This is a genomic window from Amycolatopsis bullii, assembly GCF_014654205.1.
GTDB classification, from domain to species: domain Bacteria; phylum Actinomycetota; class Actinomycetes; order Mycobacteriales; family Pseudonocardiaceae; genus Amycolatopsis; species Amycolatopsis plumensis.
Window position 1 is genome coordinate 289,793 of sequence record NZ_BNAW01000003.1, and the last position, 20,384, is coordinate 310,176.

The window sequence follows — 20,384 nt, forward strand, 5'->3', positions numbered from 1 at the left end:
GCTGAGATCGAGCGTGTGTTCCGCGAGAAATACGGTGTTTACGCAGCGCGGAAAGTGCATGCGCAACTCAACCGTGAGGGAATCCGCGTGGCTGGCTGCACGGTCGAGCGGCTGATGCGCCAGAAGGGCCTCCAGGGACTACGGCGAGGCAGGCGGCCCAGGACCACCATCGCTGCCGCCTCGCCTTCGCCGGCGGACCTGGTCGACCGCCGCTTCACTGCCGACCAGCCGAACCAGCTCTGGGTAGCGGACATGGGCCCGGCAACGAGCCGGACAAGACGTGACCGGACTTGTCCATCATTCCGACCGCGGAGTTCAATATCGAGCCATTCGTTATACCGAGCGTTTGGTGGAAGCGGCAGTGGTCGCCTCGGTCGGTTCGCGCGGAGATTCCTGCGATAACGCGATGGCTGAGGAATTCAATTCGCTGTTCACGCACTCCAGCCCAGGTCGAAGCCGGCCACCAAGCGTCACGTTACGATCAACCCTTCGAGCCTGCCTTGGCTCGGTGACAGACAACGAGACCTGCACCAGACCCGGGGCGCATCTGTCCGGTTCCCAGGCGAGCTCGTGGGTGAGAGTCTCCTCGTGGACGGCACCCTGCTCGTCGGCCCAGCGGCGGCAGGCCATGATCCCCCTCGGTGTTACTTACCAGACGGTAACTTATCTTCGGTGTATCCAAAAGCGCATACGTGCCGGCAACGCCGTCTTCCCTTGACTGGTCGGCATGAGCGAACCAGCACTCGGGATGACGATCTATGGGTGTGCACCCGATGAGGCCCTGCTGTTCCGGGAGATGGCGCCGCGCTTCGGGGTGACGCCGACCATTACGGACGCCGCCCTGTGCGAGGCCAACGTCGGGCTCGCCGCCGGCTGCCGATGTGTCAGCGTCGGCCACAAGACTCCGGTCGACGACCGGACTCTTCTGGCGCTCAGCCGGATCGGCGTCCGCTACCTCTCCACGAGGAGCGTCGGCTACGACCACGTCGATGTCGGCTACGCGCGCAGCGTCGGCATTTCCGTGGGGAACGTCGCCTATTCCCCGGACAGCGTGGCCGACTACACGCTCATGCTCATGTTGATGCTGTCGCGGGACGCCCAGTCCGTCATCCGGCGGGCCGACGAGCACGACTACCGGTTGAACGACATGCGGGGAAAAGAACTGCGCGATCTGACCGTCGGCGTGATCGGTACCGGACGGATCGGCTCCGCCGTCGTCCGGCGGCTGCGCGGGTTCGGGTCCCGGGTGGTGGCGTACGACAGCCGGCCGCACGCGGACGTCGACTACCTGCCGCTCGAAGAACTGCTGCGGTCGAGCGACATCGTCACCCTCCACACGCCACTCGACGCCGGAACGCGTCACCTCCTGGACCGGGAGCGGCTCGAGCTGATGAAGCCCAGTGCGTTCGTCGTCAACACCGGGCGAGGGCCGCTTCTCGATACCGGAGCCCTGGTCGAGGCGCTGGAAACCGGTCGGCTGGGCGGGGCCGCACTCGATGTCCTCGAAGGAGAAGAAGGCGTCTTCTACGCCGACTGGCGGGGGCGGCCCGTCGAAAGCGAACTGCTGGTGCGGCTGCAGAAACTGCCGAACGTGCTCGTCAGTCCGCACACCGCCTACTACACGGACCGCGCGCTGCGCGACACCGTCGAAAACTCCATCGTCAACTGCCTGAAATTCGAAAGCGGGGAACGGCATGGCCAAGGTTAGGCTCGGGATCATCTTCGGGGGCGGTTCCGAAGAACACCCCGTCTCGGTCAAGTCCGCGCAAGAGGTCGCGAAACACCTCGACACCGGGAAGTACGCACCGATCTGGGTCGGGATCACGAAGACCGGGGCCTGGAAGCTCTGTGACGGACCGGAAACGGGCTGGGAAGACGGGCGGACCGTCGTTCTGTCGCCGGACCGGAGCGTTCCCGGGCTGCTCGTCCTGGACGACGGGAAGTACGACACCATCGGCCTCGACCTGGTGCTGCCCGTGCTGCACGGCAAGCTCGGCGAGGACGGGGCGATTCAGGGCCTGCTCGAACTTTCCGGGATTCCCTACGCCGGCTGTGACGTCCAGAGTTCCGCCCTGTGCATGGACAAATCGCTCGCTTACGTCGTCGCCGCGAGCGCGGGGATCGCCACGCCGAAGTTCCGGACCGTCCGGCCCGGCGAGGACGTCGACGGGCTCGGCTACCCCGTCTTCGTAAAACCGGCCCGTTCCGGTTCGTCGTTCGGCGTCAGCAAGGTGACCGAGGAAGAAGAGCTGGCCGCGGCCATCGCGACCGCGGCGCAGTACGACTCGAAGGTGCTGATCGAGGAGGCCGTGGCCGGCAGCGAAGTCGGCTGCGCGATCCTGGGCAGCGGAGCAGACCTGTTCGCCGGTGAGGTGGACCGGGTCGCCCTCTCGCACGGCTTCTTCCGGATCCACCAGGAAGAATCGCCCGAAAGCGGCTCCGAGAACTCGACGTTCATCGTGCCCGCCGACATCCCAGTCGAAACCCGCGCACGCGTGCAGGAGACGGCGAAGACCATCTACCGCGCGCTGGGGTGCGGGGGACTGGCCCGGGTGGACATGTTCCTCACCGACGACGGCACGGTGGTCCTCAACGAGGTCAACACCCTGCCCGGCCTGACGTCGTACAGCCGCTACCCGCGGATGATGGCGGCCGCCGGCGTGCCGCTCTCGGAGCTGATCGACCGGATCGTCGCCGGGACGGCCCGGTGAACGACGACTTCGCCTTCGTGGACGAGCTGGTGCCCGGCATCCGCTGGGACGCCAAGTACGCCACCTGGGACAACTTCACCGGCAAGCCCGTGGACGGGTACCTCGCCAATCGCATCGTCGGCACGAAGACCTTGTGCGCCGCACTGGCGGAGGCGCAGGAGAAGGCCGCGTCCCTCGGCTTCGGCCTGCTGCTGTGGGACGGCTACCGGCCGCAACGCGCCGTGGACTGCTTCCTGCGCTGGGTGGACCAGCCGGAGGATGGCCGGACGAAGCTGTGGCACTACCCGAACATGGACCGGGCCGCGATGTTCGCCAAGGGGTACGTCGCGGCCAAGTCCGGGCACACCCGGGGAAGCACCGTCGATCTCACCCTCTACCACCTGGTCACCGGCGAACTGGCGGCCATGGGCGGTGGCCATGACCTGATGGATCCGATCTCGCACCACGACGCACGGGGGATTTCGCCTCTCGAAGCCGGGAACCGCCGCTGCCTCCGGTCCATCATGGAGGACTGCGGGTTCGCCGCGTACGAGCGCGAATGGTGGCACTACGGCTTGAAGGACGAGCCCTACCCGGACACGTACTTCGACTTCCCCATCGCGTGACCGGGCAGGCGGACGGTCACGCGGAGGCCGCCCGCCTGCCGCGGGGCGAGGGTGAGCGTCCCGTCGTGGGCGTGGGTGATGCTCTTGACGATGGCCAGGCCGAGACCGACCCCGGCCTGGTCGCTGCGGAGGCGCTCGGTGCCGCGCTGGAACGGCTCGGCGAGGGTGGCGACCAAGGACGGCGCGAGCTGTTCGCCGGTGTTCTCGACGGTGAGCACCACGGCTCCCGGCTCGACACCGGTCGTCACCCGGACCGCGCCTCCCTCGGGCAGGTTGTGGACGATCGCGTTGTGCACCAGATTCGTCGTCAGCTGCAGCAGGAGCGCCGGTGAGCCGAGGGCGATCGCGGCCTCGCCGGACGTCTCGACGGTGACTCCCCGCTTCTCGGCGAGAAGCAGGAGCGTTTCGGCGGCTTCCTCCGCGACCAGGGACAGGTCGACGCGGTCGCGGCTGAAGGCCCGCTGCTCGGCGCGGCTGAGCAGCAGCAGGGCTTCGGTGAGCTCGATCGCGCGGGTGTTGACGACGCGGAGGCGTTCGTCTAGCTCGTCGGTGGTGCGCTCGGGATCGTTGCGGGCGACGTCGAGGAGGCTCTGCGTGATCGCGAGCGGGGTGCGCAGCTCGTGCGACGCGTTGGCGGCGAACCTCCGCTGCTCGGTGACGTGCGCTTCGAGCCGCGCGAGCATGGTGTCGAAGGCGTCGGCGAGTTCGCGGAACTCGTCGGTGCGGCCCGGCAGGCGGATGCGGTGGGAGAGCGAGCCGGTCGCGGCCACGCGCGTGGCGTCGGTGATGCGCGTCAGCGGGGCGAGCATCCGGCCGGCCAGGACCCAGCCGCCCAGCAGGCCGAACACCAGCAGGAAGACGATCACGACAACCATGAACGGGACGAACGCGCGCACCAGGCGCGAGCGGTTGATCCAGAAGTTGCCTTCGGTGATGATCCAGCCGTCGGGCAGGAAGTACAGGTAGAACGCCAGCACGGCGCCCATCAGCAGCAGGCCCGCGAGCATGACGAACCCGGCGTAGCTGAGGGTCAGCTTGAGCCGGGCGCTCAGCCCGGGTTCCCTATCCACGGCCGGCTTCCCCGGTGTCGATGCGGTAGCCGACACCGGGCACGGTCTCGATGATCCCGGGTTCGCCGAGCCGCTTGCGCAGCACCGAAACCGTGATGCGCACGGCGTTGGTGAACGGGTCCGCGTTCTCGTCCCAGGCCCGTTCCAGCAGCTCCTCGGCGCTGATCACGCCGCCGCCTGCCGCGACGAGGACTTCGAGCACGGCGAACTGCTTCCGGGTCAGGGCCACGTACCGGCCGTCGCGGTAGACCTCGCGGCGGAACGGGTCCAGGCGCAGGCCGGCGATTTCGTGCACCGGCGGCCGGTTGTACGCGCGCCGCCGGTCGAGGGCCCGGAGCCGGAGCACGAGTTCCCGGAGTTCGAACGGCTTCGTGAGGTAGTCGTCCGCGCCGAGCCCGAAGCCGGTGGCCTTGTCGTCGAGCCGGTCGGCGGCGGTGAGCATGAGGATCGGCATCCCGCTGCCGGAGGCGACGATGTGCCGGGCGATCTCGTCCCCGGACGGGCCGGGGATGTCGCGGTCGAGGACGGCGATGTCGTAGGTGTTGACGCTCAGCAGTTCCAGCGCGGTGTCGCCGTCGCCGGCGGTGTCCGCGGCGATGGCCTCCAGCCGGAGGCCGTCGCGGATGGCGTCGGCCAGGTAGGGCTCGTCCTCGACGATCAAGACACGCACTCCGCCGATGCTACGAGCGGGCGCCTATCGGCCGCATATCGGAAAGCGCGTACGCGACGGCAACACCGCGCCGCCTTGACTCGGGCGGCATGACCTCCAGTCAACGCACGCCCCTCGGCCGGGGACACGGCGCCGTGCCGGACGGCCTGCCGGTCTTCGACGACGAGTCCCCCGCCGTGGCCAACCTCGATCCCGACCTGCTCGACGCCCTGCGCCGGGCCGCGGCGGACGCCGCGGCCGACGGGGTGGCGTTCGTCGTCAACGGGGGCTGGCGCTCGTGGGCCTACCAGGAACAGTTGCGGCGTCAGGGGATCGCGAAGCACGGCTCGGAAGCGGCCGCGGCCCGCTGGGTGACGACGGCGGACAAGTCCGCCCACGTGCGCGGCCAGGCCGTCGACATCGGGCCGCCCGCGGCCCGGAAGTGGCTCGCCGAACACGGGGCCCGATACGGGCTGTGCCAGATCTACCGCAACGAACCGTGGCACTACGAACTGCGCTCGGAGGCCGTCGAGTGCGGGTGCCCGCCGATGTACGCCGATCCGTCGCAGGACCCGAGGATGCGGTGATCACGCGAAGTCCGCCGCGTGATCACGCGCCCATTGCGCGAGGGTGCGGGCGGGCCGGCCGGTCACCTCCTGCACCGTCGGGCGCACCACGTCGGGCGCTTCCACCGTGTCCGACCAATAGTCCAGGAGCATCGCGACGATGTCGTCGCCGACGCCGTAGGAGCGCATTTCGGCGCGGAACTCGTCGGGCGTGGTCTCGGTGAAGCGCAGCTCGCGGCCGATGGCCGCGCCGATCGCGTCGAGCTGCTCGACGCGGGTCAGCGCCTGCGGGCCGGTCAGGGCGTACACCTTGCCCGCGTGGCCGGGTTCGGTCAGCGCCACGGCGGCGACGGCGGCGATGTCGGCCTCGTGGATCGGGGCCTGCGCGGACGTCGGGTACGGCCCGCGGACGCCGCCGGTGTAGCGGATCGGCTGGGCCCAGGACAGCAGGTTGCCGGCGAAGGTGCCGGGTCGCAGGATCGTCCAGCTCGCGCCGCTGTCGCGGACGGCGTCTTCGATCGCGGAGTGGTGCACCTGGCTGGCCGACCCGCGGTCACGCTCGTGTTCGAGGGCGGCGGCGAGCGAGGAGAGCAGCACCAGGTGCGCGTCGGCTGCCTTGACGAAGCTAGCCACGTCCGCGGCCGGGAAGACGAACGCGCTGTCGACGCCGTCGAACAGGCCCTCCGGCGGCGGCGCGGCCAGGTCGCCGGCGACCAGCTCCACCTCCGCGGGCAGGTTGGCCGTTTCCGGCGAGCGGGTCAGCGCCCGGACCCGGTGCCCGCCGGCGAGCAGCTCGCGGACGAGGTGGCGGCCGACGGTGCCGGTGGCGCCGGTGACGAGGACGGTCTTGGGTGTGGTCATGCCGTCGAGGATGGCGGGTATTGCGGCAAGATCCTTGCCGCGATTCCGGGCAGGATGGCCCATGCCGAATCCGTCGTCCCGCCTGCTGGCGCTGTTGGCCCTGATGCAGACCCGCCCGTCGTGGACCGGCGCGGACCTGGCCGAGCGGCTCGGGGTCAGCCCGCGGACCGTGCGCTACGACATCGGGAAGCTGCGTGAGCTCGGCTATCCCGTCGAAGCGATCCCCGGGGTGGCCGGCGGGTACCGGCTGCGGGCCGGGACGTCCCTGCCGCCGCTGCAGCTCGACGACGACGAGGCCGTGGCCGTCCTCATCGCGTTGCGGACGGCCACCGAGCTCGGTGAAGCCGCCGGGACCGCCCTGGTGAAGCTCGAGCAGGTGCTGCCGCGGCGGCTGCGGGGGCGGGCCGCGGCGATGCGCCGGTACACCGACGCCGTGCCGAAGCCCGGCGGTGTCGACCCCGACCTGCTGGTCTTTCTCGTCGGTGCGTGCCGGGACCACCGCCGCGTCCGGTTCGATTACCAGAGCGCTCGCCGCGAGGTGGAGCCGCACCGCGTCGTCCAGGTGGGGCGGCGGTGGTACCTCGTCGCCTTCGACCCCGCTCGCGACGGCTGGCGGCACTTCCGGCTCGACCGGATGACGGTGAAACGGCCGGAAGGCGCGAGGTTCGTCCCGCGGGAGGCGCCTTCCGCGGCCGACGTGGTCCACGGCATCGACGCCGTCTTCGCCCGCCACCGCGCCGTCGTCCTGGTCGACGCACCGGCCGCGGAGATCATCGCCAGGGTGCCCTCGGCCGTGCCCGTCGAATGGGTGGACGAGGAACGCTGCCGGGTGCACGCGACCGGGGAGTCGCCCGGGGCGCTGGCGCTCAACCTGCTGATGCTGGACGCGGACTTCGTGCTCGAGGAGTCGTCGGCCGAGCTCGATGCCGCACTCGCCACCCTGCGGCGGCGACTCGGCTGAGCCGTGGTTTGTACGTCCTCTGTACGCCTTCGCCGGATCATCCGCCGCATGTTGAGAACGGGTCTCTTCACCCTGATCGCCGCCCTGTGCGCAGTGCTGCTCCCGGCGACGGCGGACGCGGCACCCGCGCCGGGAGTGCGCGCGAGCTACGCGAACCCCGTGCGGACCGACGGCCACGTCGACGCCGCCGCCACGATCGACCGGCTGCGGGCGATGAACGCCGACACCTACGCCTTCCTCGTCCAGAACGAGACCGACTGGCACGAGCTCGAGGCGTTCCTCCCCGAGGCGCAGACGGCCGGGCTGACCGTGTGGACCTACCTCGTGCCGCCGACCGAGTGCCCCGGCGGGACGAGCTGCGCGGAGTACCTGCCCTACAAAAAGGACTACACCGGCTGGGCCAAGGCCATCGGTGCGCTGTCCCAGCGCTATCCGGTGCTCAAGGCGTGGGCCATCGACGACTTCAACCACAACCTGCCGTTCTTCACGGCGGCCTACACCAAGCAGATCCGCGACGCCGGCCGCGCCGTGCAGCCGGGCCTGGAGTTCTACCCGGTGGTCTATTCGGACGCCGTCACAACATCCTTTGTGGACAGTTACGGCGGAACCATCGACAGCCTGATCGTGCCGTTCCGGGACGACCCGCACCGCAACACGCTGTGGACCGGCAGCCTGAACGCTCAGCTGGACGTCCTCACCACCCGGCTGGCCGCGAAGAACCGCAAGCTGATCCTGATGGTGTACGCATCGACCCTGTCGGCCACCACGGTCGCTCCGGACGTCGCTTACGTGCGGGCGGTGACCGCCGTCGGAATGCAGTACACCGCCGCGGGCAAGATCGCCGGGGTCATCCAGTACGCACTGCCGCTCACGCCCGGCCGCCCGCAGAAGTCGGACGAGTCGTTCGCGCACACCGGCAACGGCGGTCTCGTCTTCACGGTGCACCCGGACACGGCCACGAAGGCGGGCGACTTCGCCGCGGCGAGCACGACCGTCCGGCTGGACGAAGGCTCGGCTTCCTGCCGGATGGTGCTGTGGCACAGCGACGACCGGGCCGGCAGCAGCCCGGCCGGGTACCACTTCAAGCAGGCCCAGGTCGGCGGAACGCAGGTCTGGCAGCGCGATGTCGCCACCGAGGGCACGGACTGGTACACCTCGGCTCCGATCGATCTGACCCCCCGGCTGACCGGCGGATCGGCGACCTTGACGTTGCGGCTGTACGAGGCGAAGGCCGTGGCCGACTACGAGGTCGTGGCGCGCTTCGACGACGTTTCGCTGACCGGTTGCCACGTGGCCAATCCCGATTTCGAAGCCACGGGCGGGTGGACGTTCAGCCGCGGCAACGGTGCGGTGAACGCCGGGCAGCACGTCTACGACCCGGTGTATTCGACGTCCGTGCTGGCCGCGGTCGGGGCGCTGTACGCGGCCTGACCACCGATCAGCGGGGCACCACCGTCATCGGCAGGCTCTCCGGGTACGCGGCGGAGGTGAACTTGACGCGGACCGGCTTGCCCGGCACCGGGACCAGCCGCCAGCGCGCGGCCACCGTGGCCAGCGTGATGACGATTTCGTTCTGGGCGAAGCGGTTGCCGATGCACTGGCGGGTGCCCGCGCCGAACGGCACGAACGCGCCCTTCGGGATCGCGGCCGCCCGTTCCGGGGCCCAGCGGTCCGGGTCGAAGCGGTCCGGGTCGGCGAACGACGTGGGGTCGTGGTGGAGCGCGTGCGGGCTGACGATCACCTCCGCGCCCTCGGGAAGGCGGACGCCGCCGAGGTCGACTTCGGTGAGCGTGCGGCGCATCAGCATCCACAGCGGGTACTGCCGCAGCACCTCGTCGACGACCTGCCGGACGTAGGTCAGCCGGGGCAGGGTGTCCACCGTGACCGGGGCGCCGCCCAGCACCTCGTCGAGTTCGGCGTGCACCCGTGCCTCGACGTCCGGGTGCCTGCCGAGCTCGTGGAACGTCCAGGCCAGCGCCAGCGCCGTCGTCTCGATGCCGGCGGTGAGCAGGGTGAGCACCTCGTCGCGCGCCTGCTCGTCGGTCATGCCGGCCAGCAGCAACGTCGAAAGCAGGTCGCCGCGGTCGGTGCCGTCGCGCCGCCAGTCGCGGATCACCTCGATGACGATTCCCTGCATCCGGGCGATCGCCTGGTCGAACCGCCGGTTGCCGGGCACCGGGAGCTTTTCGACGAACTTGGGCGACAACGCGCGAATCATCCCCTGCTGGATGATCACGTAAATCGACCGGCGGGCCTCGGCGATCGCCGCTTTTCCCAGCTCGGTGGAAAACAGCGCTTCGCCGACGATCGTCACCGCGAGGCTTTGCATGTCGTCGTCGATCGGGCGCACCTCGCCGGCCCGCCACGAGCCGCTCAGGTCCGCCGCCGCGCGCCGCATGATCTCCGCGTACGCGGCCAGGCGGTCGCGGTGGAACGCCGGTTGCATCAGCCGGCGCTGCCGCAGGTGAAAGTCGCCGTTCGAAAGCACCAAGCCATTTCCGACGAACGGCCGAAACTTGTCGAACATCGCACCCTTGCGGAACTTCGGTCCCTCGTTGACCAGCACTTCGTGTGCCAATCGCGGACTTGCGACGAAGTAGACGGGCGCCGGGCCGAGATGGAGTTTGACGATCTCGCCGTGCGCGGGCAATGTGTCGGTGAATGCGAAGCGTTGCCGCAGGAGTGCCGGAGTGTGCCCGAGAAATGGCCACCGGCCCGGGGCGACCGGGACGCTCATGCGTACTCCTCGTTGCGCCGTCGTGGTTACGCTATTCTGCGGATTTCGCAAGGAGACGGCTCACGGTAAGCCTGCCCGGATGAACCGGACAGTGCCCGATCGGGTGGTGTGGGCTCACGCGGATGGCCCAGTAGCCGAACCGCGGGGAATCGCTAAGCTCTTTCCGGTCCGATCAGACTGAGAAGGTGTTCTCCGTGACACGATCACCGGAATGGTATCCACCGGGTGTCGATATCTCCCTGCCGGGCAACGTACGGGCGCACGGCTTCTGCGTCGCGGTTTCCGCGCTTTCCGCCGGAATCGGCCGCGAGATCTGATGCGGACGTCTCCCATGCCGATGATCGAACCCCAGCCGGACCAGCCCGCCGCACCCGGCGCCGACCGCGGGCGGACCCGGCTCGCCCGGAAATGGGCGTACCTGCTCAGCGGCGTCACCGTCGTGTCGCTGAGCCGGGAGGAGCTCGACGTCGAGCTCCTCGGCCTGCTGGGCACGCTCTGCGACGCCCTGCGCAGCGCCTCCCCGGACCCGGCGCCTGCCGAGCGGATCGGGGCGCGGCTGGTCGCGCTCGGCTACGTCGGCGAGCCCGGGCTGCGGTGCACGCTCGACGTGCTCGGGAAGGGCCTGCCCGCGCTGCCCGAGCTCCAGGCGGTGGACGGCGCCGCCGACCGGGTCGTGGCGGCGCTGGGCGCGCTGTCGTGCGGCTTCCTGCTCGCGCACGAGCGCAGCGTCCTCGATCAGCAGGAGATCATGCACCTGTCACTGCTCAAAGCGGTGCGGGACGCCCAGTGGAACCTCCGGCAGAGCGAAGCCCGCTTCGAAGAGGTGGTGACGTCGTCGGCGAGCGGCATCGCCGTCGTCGCGCTCGACGGCCGGATCGTGCGGGCGAACGCCGCGCTGGCCGAGATGCTGGGGCACCCGGCGGGCGAGCTGGCCGGCTCGGTGCTGTACGACGTCGTCCACCCCGAGTCCGTCGAGGTCCTCCGCGACGCGATGACGGGCCTGCTGGACGGCGGCAAGGAGCGGATCCGGCAGTCGGAGCGGCTGCTGCGCCGGGACGGCGACGTCGTCCGCATCTCGCTCACCGCCTCGCTGCTGCGCGACGCCGAAGACCGGCCCTCCCACTTCGTCGTCGTGATCGAGGACGGCACCGAGCTGATGCTGCTGCAGGGCGAGCTGAGCCGCCAGGCGCTGCACGACGTCCTCACCGGGCTGCCGAACCGCCAGTACTTCGGCACCCACCTGGAGACGGCGCTGCGGCGCGCGGATCCGGCGTACGGCGTCACCCTGTTCCACGTCGACCTCGACGCCTTCGGGATGGTCTGCAACAGCCTCGGCCGCCGGGTCGGCGAGCAGCTGCTGGTGCACTTCGCGCAGCGGCTCAAGGCGGTGATGGCCCGCGAGAACGCCATGATCGCGCGGTTCCACAGCGACGAGTTCGGCATCCTGGTCGAGAACACGGAATCGACGCCCGACATCGACACCATCGTGCGCGCGATCAACGACGAGCTCGCCGAGCCGTTCTTCGTCGACGGCCACGGGCTCGCGCTGTCGGCCAGTGCCGGGGTCGTGCACCGGCCGGCGAAGGGCATCGATCCGCTGGAGCTGCTGCGCCAGGCGGACCAGACGCTGCGGCGCGCCAAGGAGCGGCGGCGCGGCCAGTGGAAGATGTTCGACCGCGAGGCCGACGCCCACGACCGGCGGACGCAGGCGGTGGCCGTCGGCATGGCCGGCGCCTGGGAACACGGCGAGATCGGCGTGCGGTACCGGCCGATGGCGCGGCTGGCGGACGGCGAAGCCGCCGGCGTCGAAGCCCGCCTGCACTGGAACCGGCCGGACGACACGGCCCTTTCGCACGAGTGCTGCGTGGAGCTCGCCGAGTCGACCGGGCTCATCCTGCCGCTCGGCGACTGGCTGGTGCGCGCGGCCGGCCGCCAGGGCGAGTGGTGGCGGCAGCGCGCGGGCTTCGGCCTCCCGATGCTCGCCGGGCTGACCGGGCACCAGGTGTCGGACGACGCGCTCGGCACCCGCGTGACGCGGCTGCTGCGGGACACCGGCCTGCCGCCCGCGCAGCTGATGCTCGGCGTTCCGGCCGGGGCGCTCCCGGTGGCCGGCGTCATCGAGAACGTCACCGCGCTGGCCGACCTCGGCGTGCGCGTCATGCTCGACGAGTTCGGGCTGGGGCCTGACGACCTGCGGGCGATCGAGGACCTGCCGGTGGACATCGTGCGCGTCGACCGGCGGCTCGCGGAGTGGCAGGCCTGGTCGGATTCGACGTTCCTCAGCGCCCTGGTGCCGCTGGTCCGGCAGGTCGGCGCGACGCTCGTCGTCGACGGGGTCCACACCGAGGACCAGGCGAAGTGGTGGCGCGCGGCCGGTGCGGAGCTGGCGACCGGCGACTACTTCGGCGTGGCCAGGCCGCCGGCCGAGCTGGCCGGGCAGTTCGCCGGCACCTGAGGCTGCCACCGGGTCAGGCCGACGGCGACCAGCACGACCGCCATGCCGCCGACCACCCGCGGGGTCAGCGGTTCGCCGAGGAACAGCGCCCCGAGCGCGACCGACACCACGGGCAGCAGGTAGCCGACCGTCGCCGCGGCGGTCGGGCCTTCGTCCGCGATGAGCCGGTAGTTGAGGTAGAAGGTGATCCCGGTCCCGAAGACGCCCAGGATCGTCACGGCGACGACGGCGGTGAGCGTCAGGTGCGGTGCCGCGGACGAGACCGGCAGCGCGAGCGCGGTCAGCGCGGTGGCGGTCATCAGCTGCGCGGCCGAGAGGGCGAGGGGAGCGCCGTCCGGCGGTAGTTTCCGGGCCATGTAAGCGAACGCGATCGCGTAGCTGAGGCCGGCGCCGAGCAGGGCCAGCGCGCCGGTGCTCAGCAGCCCCGACTGGTGCCACGGCGCGAAGATCACCACGATGCCGGCGAATCCGAGGCCCAGCCCGAGCAGCCGCGCGGGGTTGAGCCGCCGTTCCGTCCCGAGCGCGACGCCGATCAGCAGCGACCACAGCGGGGTGGTGGCGTTCATGACACCGGCGACGCCGGAATCGACGGTCCGTTCCCCGATGCCGAACAGCGCGAAGGGCAAGGCGTTGCAGAAGAACGCGGCGACGATCAGGCGCGCCCAGGTCCGGCCGTCCCGCGGCAGCCGCTGCCGGGCCGCGAACGCCATGGCCAGCAGCGTCAGCGCGCCGAGGGCACAGCGGACGAGGGTGAGGTGGACGGGGCTCAACCCGGTCAGCGCCAGCTTGATCCAGAGGAAGCCCGAGCCCCACAGCAGGGCCAAGACCGCTATGCGCACCGAGGCGCCCCGTCCACCGTTCATGAGAGCAACGGTGCCGAAGAAGATTCGTCAGGACAAGTGAAGAGTTCTGGACGAACCTTTAAGGCTTTCTACAGCTTGACCGCGCCACAGCCGGTCGCCGAACAAGGCGAGCGCGGCGGGCAGGAGCACGCCCCGGACGATCGTCGCGTCGAGGAGGACGGCGAACGCCATGCCGAGGCCGAGCATCTTGTACTCGATCGCGGCCAGGCTCAGGAAGACGCTGAACACCCCGGTCATGATCAGCGCGGCGCTCGTCACCACCCCGGAACTGGTCGCCGTGCCCTCGACGATCGCCTGCCGCGCCGGGGCGCCGGAGAGCCGTCGCTCGCGGATCCGGCTGAGGATGAACACGTGGTAGTCGGTGCTCAGCCCGAACAGCAGCACGAAGAGGAACATCGGCAGCCAGCCGAGCACACCGCCGTAGGGCGTGAAACCCAGGAGTGGCGCGAGAAAGCCGCCTTGGAACACGAGGGTGAGCACGCCGTAGGCCCCGCCGGCCGACAGCAGGTTGAGCACGATCGACACGACCGGCACCGCCACCGACCGGAAGACCACGAGCAGCAGCACGAACGCGAGCAGCAGGATGAACCCGAAGACGTACGGTGCCCGGTCGAGCACCTGCGTGGTGAAGTCGTGCGCTTCGGCGGTCCGGCCCGCGACCGCGTAGCCGATCCCGTCGATCCGCCCGACCGTTTGCGGCAGCAGGGTTTCCCGCAACGTCGTGAGCGTGCGGCTCGCCGCTTCGTCGTTGCCGGTGCCACCCAGCGGGATCCGGACGACGAGCGCCTGGTCCACCGGGACGACCACGGCCGGTCGCGGCACTTCCGCGGTCAGCTCGTCGATCGCCCGGCGCAGCGCGGGCGTGTCGACCGGGCCGCCGCGGGTGTTCCAGAGGACGACGTGCGCCGGCATCGTGACGCCGGGAAACGCTTCCTGGACGCGCACGGCCGCGTCGATCACCGGGATGCTGCGCGGCAGGCTCTCGGTCGGCGCCGGGTCCTGCAGCCGCATGCCCAGCGCGGGCAAGGTGAGCAGCACGAGCATTGCGGTCGCGACGCCGCTCCAGACCGCGGGCCGCCGGGTGACGACGTCGGCCATGGCGGCCCAGAACCGGGAGCGCGCCGGACGGTGGCCCAGCCACGGGATGCGGCCGCGGTCGATGCGGGCACCGAGCAGGGAAACCGTTGCGGGCAGCACGGTCACGGCGGCCAGCACGGCCAGACCGACGACGAGGATCGTGCCGACGGTCAGGCCCTGGAGGTTGTCGAGGCCGGTGAACAGCAGACCGGTCACGCACAGCACGACGGTCAGCCCCGACACGACGATCACGTGCCCCGACGTCCGCGCCGCGATGCGGATCGACTCGTCGACGCCGTGTTCGCGTTCCTCCCGGACCCGGCGCAGGAAGAACAGCGAGTAGTCGACGCCGACGGCCATCCCGATCAGCAAGATGATCGCCGAAGTCGCGCTGTTGACCGGGATCCAGTTGTCCACAGCGGACAGAAAGCCGAACGCCGCGAGCACCGTGGTCCCCGCCAGCAGGGCCGGGATCGCGGCCGCGACCAGCGAGCCGAACACGACGAGCAGGATCAGCACGGTGATCGGGAGCGAGCGGGCCTCCGACCGCCCGATGTCCTCCTTGATGCTCTTGTCGACCGCGCCGGACACGCTGAGGTCGCCGGCCTGGGCCAGCCGGACGTCCGTGTGCCGGGCGGCGACGCTGTCCACGACCGCGGTCGCCGTCGCCAGGTGGGCCCGGATTTCGGTGCCACTGCCGGTGATCCGGAAGGTGACCAGTTCCGACCGGCCGTCGGCGGAGACCTCGGAGCGGATGTCGGCGGCCGCGCCCGACGTCGTCAACGCGGTCACGAGGTCGGCCTCGGCCGCGGGGGACCGGGGCTGGACGAGGACGTTCTCCCAGAAGGGTTCGCGGATGGGCTGGCGGTCGAGGACGGCTTGGCCGGTGCCGGCGTCGCCGGCCGGGCTCGACCGCGCGTCGGTGCCGGGGACGAACGTGCCGACGGCCCAGGCCAGCGCGACGAGCGCCAGCCAGCCCAGGATCGCGGCGGCGCGGTGCCGCAGCGACCAGTTCGTGACGGTTTCGACCACCGGTCTCCGCCGGTGAGCCGGGGTGCCTGCAGGCAGCATGAACTAAGGTCCTTGTCTTGAAGGAGTGATCCGATGAGAGCTCGCCCTCGGGCGAGTGGGTGCTTCTTCCTCCTGGGTCGCCGAGTTGCCGCTCGGCGGCCCAGGGCCTCAGGTCAATCGGCTCAGTCGACCTCCTTGAGCACGCGTTCGATGGACCGCAGCCGGTCCTGGACGTCCCGCAGCTGCCGCTCGGTCTCTTCCTGCGTCCGGACGGCTTTCTCGGCCAGCGAGCGGTATTCCTGCTCGCGCGCCAGCTTCGCCTTGGCGCGCCAGGTCGAGGCCAGCTGCACGATCGCGATCGAGAGCAGGGCGAAGACCCCGGTCACGCCGATGATTTCCTGCCACTGGTGCCAGTTCATGTCCGTCCCTCCTCGCCGTCCCCCTGGACGGACTCCGGTGTGGTGAGCGTCGGCACGGCGGCCGCGATCGCCGCGGGCGTCAGCACGGCGGAGAACGGCGTGACCTGGTATACCCGCAGCGTCTTGCCGTCTTCGCCGACCTCGGAGCTGGCGGTGACCAGGCCCGCGGCTTCGAGCTTGCGCAGGTGGACCTGCAGCAGCGCGCGGCTGATCCGCAGGTCGCGGGCCAGCTTGCTGACGTAGGTGCGTTCGGCGTGCAGGGCCGCGACGATCCGCAGCCGGTGTGGGTTGCCGAGGGCGCCCAGCTGCCGCAGGAGCTCGTCGCCGGTCGTCCACATGCAAACAAAAGTTAGCAGGTGATGCCGCGCGACGCCATGGGGGTGATCCCGGAGGTCATCTCGGGGGTCCGGCCGACGAACAGCCCGGGGACAGCGGCAGCCGGGCGGCTCAGCGCAGGGCTTTGCGGCGCCGCGTCAGGGTGGCCGGGTCGAGGTTGGCCTTGGTGCCGGCGTCGTGGCCGTCGAGGTAGCCGCTGCCGGACAGCCGCCGGGGCGAGGCGGCGCGCAGGTCGCCGTACTCGGTGTCGAACGCGTGCTGGACCATCTGCGCGCGGTCGCGGACCACCAGTTCCGCCGACCGCTCACCCGGCACCGCCGTGCGGACGGCTTCCTGCTCGGCGCGGGAAAGCCGTTCGTGGACCGCGCGGGCGAAGCCGTGCAGCCAGGTGCGCCGGTACGCGGCCAGGGATTCGCCGGGGAAGAACCCGCCCGGCCGGACCCGGTTCAGCTGCGTGCTCGCCTGCAGCAGCAGGCTGGTGAACAGCAGTTCCACCCGGCCGAGGTCGGAACGGAACCCGAACACCGTGACGCTCTCGACCTTCTGGCCGAGGCGGTGCAGCAGCGTCCGGCACCGCAGCGGGTACGCGACCGACGTCAGCAGGCTCGCCTTGTCGCGGCTGTACGGGTCGTCCATCGGGATCTTCAAGGTGCCGATCTCGTCGGTGCCCGCCCCGGACGCGGCGAGCATCGCCTGGTCGATGCCGTACCGCGCGACGAGTTCGGCGGCCTTCTGGTTGTACGCCTCGGCTTCCGCCTCGGTGACCGCCGGGTCTTCGGCCTTGGCCAGCAGCTTGCGGATGCGCTCGAGCTGCGGGTCTGACTCGGTCATGCGCAGAGGGTATTCGATCAGGTGTTCGGGCGCGTGGACCGGGTCGGCGTGTCGAGGTACGCGTCGAGCGTGACGGCCAGCGCCGCTTCGGGTGACGGCGCGAAACTCGCCCCGGCCAGGCCGCCCCACAGCCACAGCTGGGCGAGGCCGTGCAGGGCGGCCCACAGCGACGCGGCGACCAGCCGCAGGTCGGCGCCGGACCGCGCGACCCGCGTCGGCACCGCCGCCACCAGCACGGCGAAGGTGTCGAACACCGCGCTCGCCGCGGCCGTGAGGGCCGGGTCGTCCGGGTCGACCAGATCGCGGCGGAACATCAGCTCGAACATCGCCGGGTTGGTCAGCGCGAAGTCGAGGTAGCTGTGGCAGGCCGCGGTGAGCCGCTCCCGCGGGGAGGTTTCCGGCAGCGTCTCCCGGCGGGCGAGCAGGTCTTCGTACCCGCGGGTCGCGACGGCGGACAGCAGCGCGGCGCGGCCCGAGAAGTGCCGCAAGGGCGCGCCGTGCGAAACCCCGGCCGCCTTGGCGATCCCGCGCAGGGTGACCGCGCCGACACCTTCGTCCGCGAGCAGCTCCGACGCCGTCGCGATCAGGCGTTGCCGGGTGCCCATGCCTCGTCCAGGGGCATCGGGAGCAGGTCCGGGCGCTTCGGGAAGAAGCCGTCACCGGGCTGACGTCCGATCAGGCGGTTGCGCGTGCGCGTCACGGCGACCGGCAGGACCTCCCGCAGCAGCCACTGCAGGTCGGCACGCCGGCTGCCGGGGGCCGCGGTGCCGGGCAGCGGCGCGAGCCAGGCCGGGTCGTGGCCGAGTCCGAGCCGCGCGAGGACGTAGGCGGCGAGCCGGCGGTGGCCGTGGGCGGACAGGTGCAGCCGGTCGGCGCCGAAGTAGCGCGAATCGGTGACGGCCTGGTCCGGCCACAGGTCGATCAGCCGGGCCCCGTAGCTGACGGCGGCTTCGCGGATGGCCTCGTTCAACGCGATGATCCGCGGCCGCATCCGGCTGCCCAGCGGCATCCGGCGGGAGACGTCGCTGAGCGTGAAAGTGACGACGACGGGCGAGATTTCGGTGCAGGCGCGGATGGCGGCGTCGACGCGGCGGGCGACCGTGCGCGCGTCCCAGCCGCGGCTCATGACGTCGTTGCCGCCGCCGAAGAGCGCGATCAGGTCGGGTTCGAGGCGGGCCGCGGCCGGGACCTGCTCGGGCACGATCTGGTCGAGCCGGCGCCCGCGGACGGCGAGGTTGGCGTACCGGAAGCCGGGCTCGTCCTCCGCCAGGCGCGCGGCGACGAAGTCGGCCCAGCCGCGGTAGCAGCGCTGATCGGGGTACGGGTCGTCGAGGCCTTCGGCGCAGCTGTCGCCGACGACGACGAAACGGTGGTAGCTCATCCCGATCTCCGTAACCCGTGGTTCACCTGGTGGACACTGTCTATCAAACTTGTGTAGACGGTGTCTACATCGGGTCGGCGTGGCGAAAATCGAGTGTGGAGCGCGCGGCCGCGGGCGTAGCGTCGGCGACCGTGATCGGTTCGGCGAACGCGGAAGACGACCCGGCGGACGGCTGGTTCCCCGAGAGCGTGGCCGCGGGCTACGACGCCCCGGGTGGTGAGAACGCGCCCGAGGTCGTGACACGCGCGGTGGACGTCCTCGAAGACCTGGCCGACGGGCCGGTGCTCGAGTTCGCGGTCGGGACGGGGCGGATCGCCGCGCCGCTGGCCGCGCGCGGGGTGCCGGTGCACGGCATCGAGCTGAGCCGGGCGATGGCGGCGCGGATCGCGGGCAAGCCGGGCGGCGACGCGGTCGAAGTGGTGATCGGCGACATGGCGACGACCCGGGTGGCCGGCCGGTTTTCCCTGGTGTACCTGGTGTTCAACACGATCAGCAACGTCACCACGCAGGACGGGCAGGTCGACGTCTTCCGCAACGCGGCCGCGCACCTGCGCCCGGGCGGGTTGTTCCTCGTCGAGGTGGGCGTGCCGGACCTGCGCCGTCTCCCGCCCGGGCAGGACACCGTCCCGTTCACGGTGGCACCCGGAGCCGACGGCGGCGGCTACGTCGGGTTCGACCGGTACGACGTGGTCACCCAGCGGTTCACCTCGAACCACGTCACCGTGTCACCGGACGGACAGGGGCGGTTCCGCGGGATTCCCTTCCGGTACGCCTGGCCGGCCGAGCTGGACCTCATGGCGCGCATCGCCGGGATGAGGCTGAAACACCGCTGGGCCGACTGGGATCGCTCGGAGTTCACCGCCGGAAGCACCAAGCACGTGTCGGTCTGGGAGACCGCCCCGAGCGCCTGATCGGGCCAGGGTTCACCCGAGCCAGGGACCGAGCTTGTCGGGGTTCCGGACGGCCCAGACGTGCGTGATCCGGTCGTCCGCGAAAGCGAACGCGTACACGGCGGCGAGCTCGTCGCCGCGGCGGAGCACCAGCCCCGGGAGGCCGTTGACCGCGCGTTCCTCGATGGTCAGCTCGCCGAGGGCAGCGAGTTCGGCGAGGTACCGGGCGACGAGCTCGCCGCCTTCGATCGGGGCGATCGCGGCGCGGACCCGGCCGCCGCCGTCCGCGGTCAAGGTCGCCGCCGGATCCAGCAGTCCGATCAGCGCGCCGATGTCCCCGGCGGCCCAGGCCTCCTTGAAGTCCCGCACCAGCCCGGCCTGCCGGGCCGCCGGGGCGGCTGGCCGCGCGGCCCGGATCCGGCGGCGGGCCGCGGAGGCCAGCTCCCGGCACGCGGCCGGCGTCCGGCCGGTGATTTCGGCGACTTCGGCGAAGGCGTACCCGAAGACGTCGTGCAGGACGAGGGCCACGCGCTGCGCCGGGGTCATCGCCTCGAGCGCGACGAGGAAGGCCATGCTCACCGACTCGTCCAGGGTGATGCGGTCGGCCGGGTCGGGCTGGTCGGGCAGCGGCTCGGGCAGCCACTCGCCCACGTACCGCTCGCGCCGCACCCGCGCCGAGCCGAGGACGTCCAGGCAGAGGCGGCCGGCCACCGTCGTCAGCCAGGCGCCGGGCGAGGAGATCGCGGCCCGCTGCGCCGGTGTCAGCGCGTACCAGCGGGCGTAGGTCTCCTGGACGGCGTCCTCGGCTTCGGTCAGCGAGCCGAGCAGCCGGTAGGCGAGGTTGACCAGGTGCCGCCGTTCGGCGACGACCGGGTCCGATGGCGTGGTCATGACTCCTCCGACGACACAGCCTGCCGGAACGTCAGGGCCTGACGTTCCCGCGGGCTGCGTCGTCGTACCG

General features: G+C 71.0%; 20 protein-coding genes and 1 pseudogene. 9 read left to right on the forward strand and 12 right to left on the reverse strand.

Annotation, left to right across the window (positions count from 1 at the left end; translation table 11 throughout):
• Positions 1-36: 36 nt before the first annotated feature.
• From IE317_RS45400 to vanX, 4 genes and pseudogenes are all read left to right on the forward strand, one after another.
• Positions 37-433: pseudogene (locus tag IE317_RS45400) on the forward strand (IS3 family transposase); the annotation flags it as partial.
• Positions 434-727: 294 nt separating this feature from the next.
• A complete protein-coding gene (locus tag IE317_RS06195) occupies positions 728-1,708 on the forward strand; it encodes a D-isomer specific 2-hydroxyacid dehydrogenase family protein (protein ID WP_229902504.1) in 981 nt (326 codons plus the stop codon).
• A complete protein-coding gene (vanA, locus tag IE317_RS06200) occupies positions 1,695-2,711 on the forward strand; it encodes a D-alanine--(R)-lactate ligase (protein WP_191307093.1) in 1,017 nt (338 codons plus the stop codon). Before IE317_RS06195 ends, vanA begins: the two co-directional genes overlap by 14 nt.
• Positions 2,708-3,316, forward strand: coding sequence for a D-Ala-D-Ala dipeptidase VanX (vanX, locus tag IE317_RS06205; protein ID WP_191307096.1), 609 nt, complete (start codon positions 2,708-2,710; stop codon positions 3,314-3,316). Before vanA ends, vanX begins: the two co-directional genes overlap by 4 nt.
• Here the strand turns inward: vanX and IE317_RS06210 are convergent.
• Positions 3,280-4,386, reverse strand: a complete 1,107-nt coding sequence (locus IE317_RS06210) for a sensor histidine kinase (RefSeq protein WP_191307098.1) — start codon at positions 4,384-4,386, stop codon at positions 3,280-3,282. The genes vanX and IE317_RS06210 overlap by 37 nt on opposite strands.
• Positions 4,379-5,056, reverse strand: coding sequence for a response regulator transcription factor (locus IE317_RS06215; RefSeq protein ID WP_191307100.1), 678 nt, complete (start codon positions 5,054-5,056; stop codon positions 4,379-4,381). Before IE317_RS06215 ends, IE317_RS06210 begins: the two co-directional genes overlap by 8 nt.
• Before the next feature lie 89 nt (positions 5,057-5,145).
• Between IE317_RS06215 and IE317_RS06220 the strand changes: the two genes are divergently transcribed.
• Positions 5,146-5,622: a D-alanyl-D-alanine carboxypeptidase family protein gene (locus IE317_RS06220; protein ID WP_229902505.1), complete on the forward strand. Its 477-nt coding sequence runs from the start codon at positions 5,146-5,148 to the stop codon at positions 5,620-5,622.
• Here the strand turns inward: IE317_RS06220 and IE317_RS06225 are convergent, their stop codons facing one another.
• Complete coding sequence (locus tag IE317_RS06225) at positions 5,623-6,462, reverse strand: NmrA family NAD(P)-binding protein (protein WP_191307103.1); 840 nt, start codon at positions 6,460-6,462, stop codon at positions 5,623-5,625.
• A 61-nt stretch (positions 6,463-6,523) separates the two neighbouring features.
• On the opposite strand from IE317_RS06225, the gene IE317_RS06230 reads away from it, so the two are divergent.
• Positions 6,524-7,423, forward strand: coding sequence for a helix-turn-helix transcriptional regulator (locus IE317_RS06230; RefSeq protein WP_191307105.1), 900 nt, complete (start codon positions 6,524-6,526; stop codon positions 7,421-7,423).
• Positions 7,424-7,471: 48 nt separating this feature from the next.
• The gene (locus IE317_RS06235; RefSeq protein WP_191307107.1) at positions 7,472-8,854 is read left to right on the forward strand and encodes a hypothetical protein; all 1,383 of its coding nucleotides are present in this window, start codon (positions 7,472-7,474) and stop codon (positions 8,852-8,854) included.
• Between the two features lie 7 nt (positions 8,855-8,861).
• On the opposite strand, the gene IE317_RS06240 is transcribed toward IE317_RS06235, so the two are convergent.
• Complete coding sequence (locus IE317_RS06240) at positions 8,862-10,160, reverse strand: cytochrome P450 (RefSeq protein ID WP_191307110.1); 1,299 nt, start codon at positions 10,158-10,160, stop codon at positions 8,862-8,864.
• A 331-nt stretch (positions 10,161-10,491) separates the two neighbouring features.
• On the opposite strand from IE317_RS06240, the gene IE317_RS06245 reads away from it, so the two are divergent.
• Positions 10,492-12,615 (forward strand): putative bifunctional diguanylate cyclase/phosphodiesterase, encoded by a 2,124-nt coding sequence (locus IE317_RS06245; RefSeq protein WP_229902506.1) that lies wholly within the window; start codon positions 10,492-10,494, stop codon positions 12,613-12,615.
• Here the strand turns inward: IE317_RS06245 and IE317_RS06250 are convergent.
• The 7 genes from IE317_RS06250 to IE317_RS06280 form a co-directional block, all read right to left on the reverse strand.
• Positions 12,558-13,478: a DMT family transporter gene (locus IE317_RS06250; RefSeq protein ID WP_191307114.1), complete on the reverse strand. Its 921-nt coding sequence runs from the start codon at positions 13,476-13,478 to the stop codon at positions 12,558-12,560. The two genes, IE317_RS06245 and IE317_RS06250, sit on opposite strands and share 58 nt — an antisense overlap.
• Positions 13,479-13,505: 27 nt before the next feature.
• The gene (locus IE317_RS06255; RefSeq protein ID WP_229902507.1) at positions 13,506-15,587 is read right to left on the reverse strand and encodes an MMPL family transporter; all 2,082 of its coding nucleotides are present in this window, start codon (positions 15,585-15,587) and stop codon (positions 13,506-13,508) included.
• A 161-nt stretch (positions 15,588-15,748) separates the two neighbouring features.
• Positions 15,749-15,985 carry a hypothetical protein gene (locus tag IE317_RS06260; protein WP_191307118.1) on the reverse strand — a complete coding sequence of 79 codons (237 nt, stop codon included), beginning with the start codon at positions 15,983-15,985 and terminating at the stop codon, positions 15,749-15,751.
• Positions 15,982-16,323, reverse strand: coding sequence for an ArsR/SmtB family transcription factor (locus IE317_RS06265; RefSeq protein WP_191307120.1), 342 nt, complete (start codon positions 16,321-16,323; stop codon positions 15,982-15,984). Before IE317_RS06265 ends, IE317_RS06260 begins: the two co-directional genes overlap by 4 nt.
• 109 nt (positions 16,324-16,432) lie before the next feature.
• Positions 16,433-17,152, reverse strand: coding sequence for a DUF2786 domain-containing protein (locus tag IE317_RS06270; RefSeq protein ID WP_191307122.1), 720 nt, complete (start codon positions 17,150-17,152; stop codon positions 16,433-16,435).
• Positions 17,153-17,169: 17 nt separating this feature from the next.
• A complete protein-coding gene (locus tag IE317_RS06275; protein WP_191307124.1) occupies positions 17,170-17,757 on the reverse strand; it encodes a TetR/AcrR family transcriptional regulator in 588 nt (195 codons plus the stop codon).
• Positions 17,736-18,533: an SGNH/GDSL hydrolase family protein gene (locus tag IE317_RS06280; protein ID WP_191307126.1), complete on the reverse strand. Its 798-nt coding sequence runs from the start codon at positions 18,531-18,533 to the stop codon at positions 17,736-17,738. The genes IE317_RS06275 and IE317_RS06280 overlap by 22 nt, the downstream gene beginning before the upstream one ends.
• Positions 18,534-18,664: 131 nt before the next feature.
• Between IE317_RS06280 and IE317_RS06285 the strand changes: the two genes are divergently transcribed.
• Positions 18,665-19,444, forward strand: coding sequence for a methyltransferase domain-containing protein (locus tag IE317_RS06285; RefSeq protein ID WP_191307128.1), 780 nt, complete (start codon positions 18,665-18,667; stop codon positions 19,442-19,444).
• 12 nt (positions 19,445-19,456) lie between these two features.
• Here the strand turns inward: IE317_RS06285 and sigJ are convergent, their stop codons facing one another.
• Complete coding sequence (gene sigJ, locus IE317_RS06290; RefSeq protein WP_191307131.1) at positions 19,457-20,314, reverse strand: RNA polymerase sigma factor SigJ; 858 nt, start codon at positions 20,312-20,314, stop codon at positions 19,457-19,459.
• Positions 20,315-20,384 lie beyond the last annotated feature (70 nt).

Bases quoted from the DNA above. Each gene is read 5' to 3' on its own strand.
- IE317_RS06260 (WP_191307118.1), bottom strand. From the start codon at position 15,985: ATGAACTGGCACCAGTGGCAGGAAATCATCGGCGTGACCGGGGTCTTC.
- vanA (WP_191307093.1), top strand. From the start codon at position 1,695: ATGGCCAAGGTTAGGCTCGGGATCATCTTCGGGGGCGGTTCCGAAGAA.
- IE317_RS06280 (WP_191307126.1), bottom strand. From the start codon at position 18,533: ATGAGCTACCACCGTTTCGTCGTCGTCGGCGACAGCTGCGCCGAAGGC.
- IE317_RS06270 (WP_191307122.1), bottom strand. From the start codon at position 17,152: ATGACCGAGTCAGACCCGCAGCTCGAGCGCATCCGCAAGCTGCTGGCC.
- IE317_RS06265 (WP_191307120.1), bottom strand. From the start codon at position 16,323: ATGTGGACGACCGGCGACGAGCTCCTGCGGCAGCTGGGCGCCCTCGGC.
- sigJ (WP_191307131.1), bottom strand. From the start codon at position 20,314: ATGACCACGCCATCGGACCCGGTCGTCGCCGAACGGCGGCACCTGGTC.
- IE317_RS06230 (WP_191307105.1), top strand. From the start codon at position 6,524: ATGCCGAATCCGTCGTCCCGCCTGCTGGCGCTGTTGGCCCTGATGCAG.
- IE317_RS06275 (WP_191307124.1), bottom strand. From the start codon at position 17,757: ATGGGCACCCGGCAACGCCTGATCGCGACGGCGTCGGAGCTGCTCGCG.
- IE317_RS06220 (WP_229902505.1), top strand. From the start codon at position 5,146: ATGACCTCCAGTCAACGCACGCCCCTCGGCCGGGGACACGGCGCCGTG.
- IE317_RS06235 (WP_191307107.1), top strand. From the start codon at position 7,472: ATGTTGAGAACGGGTCTCTTCACCCTGATCGCCGCCCTGTGCGCAGTG.
- IE317_RS06240 (WP_191307110.1), bottom strand. From the start codon at position 10,160: ATGAGCGTCCCGGTCGCCCCGGGCCGGTGGCCATTTCTCGGGCACACT.
- IE317_RS06225 (WP_191307103.1), bottom strand. From the start codon at position 6,462: ATGACCACACCCAAGACCGTCCTCGTCACCGGCGCCACCGGCACCGTC.
- IE317_RS06195 (WP_229902504.1), top strand. From the start codon at position 728: ATGAGCGAACCAGCACTCGGGATGACGATCTATGGGTGTGCACCCGAT.
- IE317_RS06250 (WP_191307114.1), bottom strand. From the start codon at position 13,478: ATGAACGGTGGACGGGGCGCCTCGGTGCGCATAGCGGTCTTGGCCCTG.
- IE317_RS06245 (WP_229902506.1), top strand. From the start codon at position 10,492: ATGCCGATGATCGAACCCCAGCCGGACCAGCCCGCCGCACCCGGCGCC.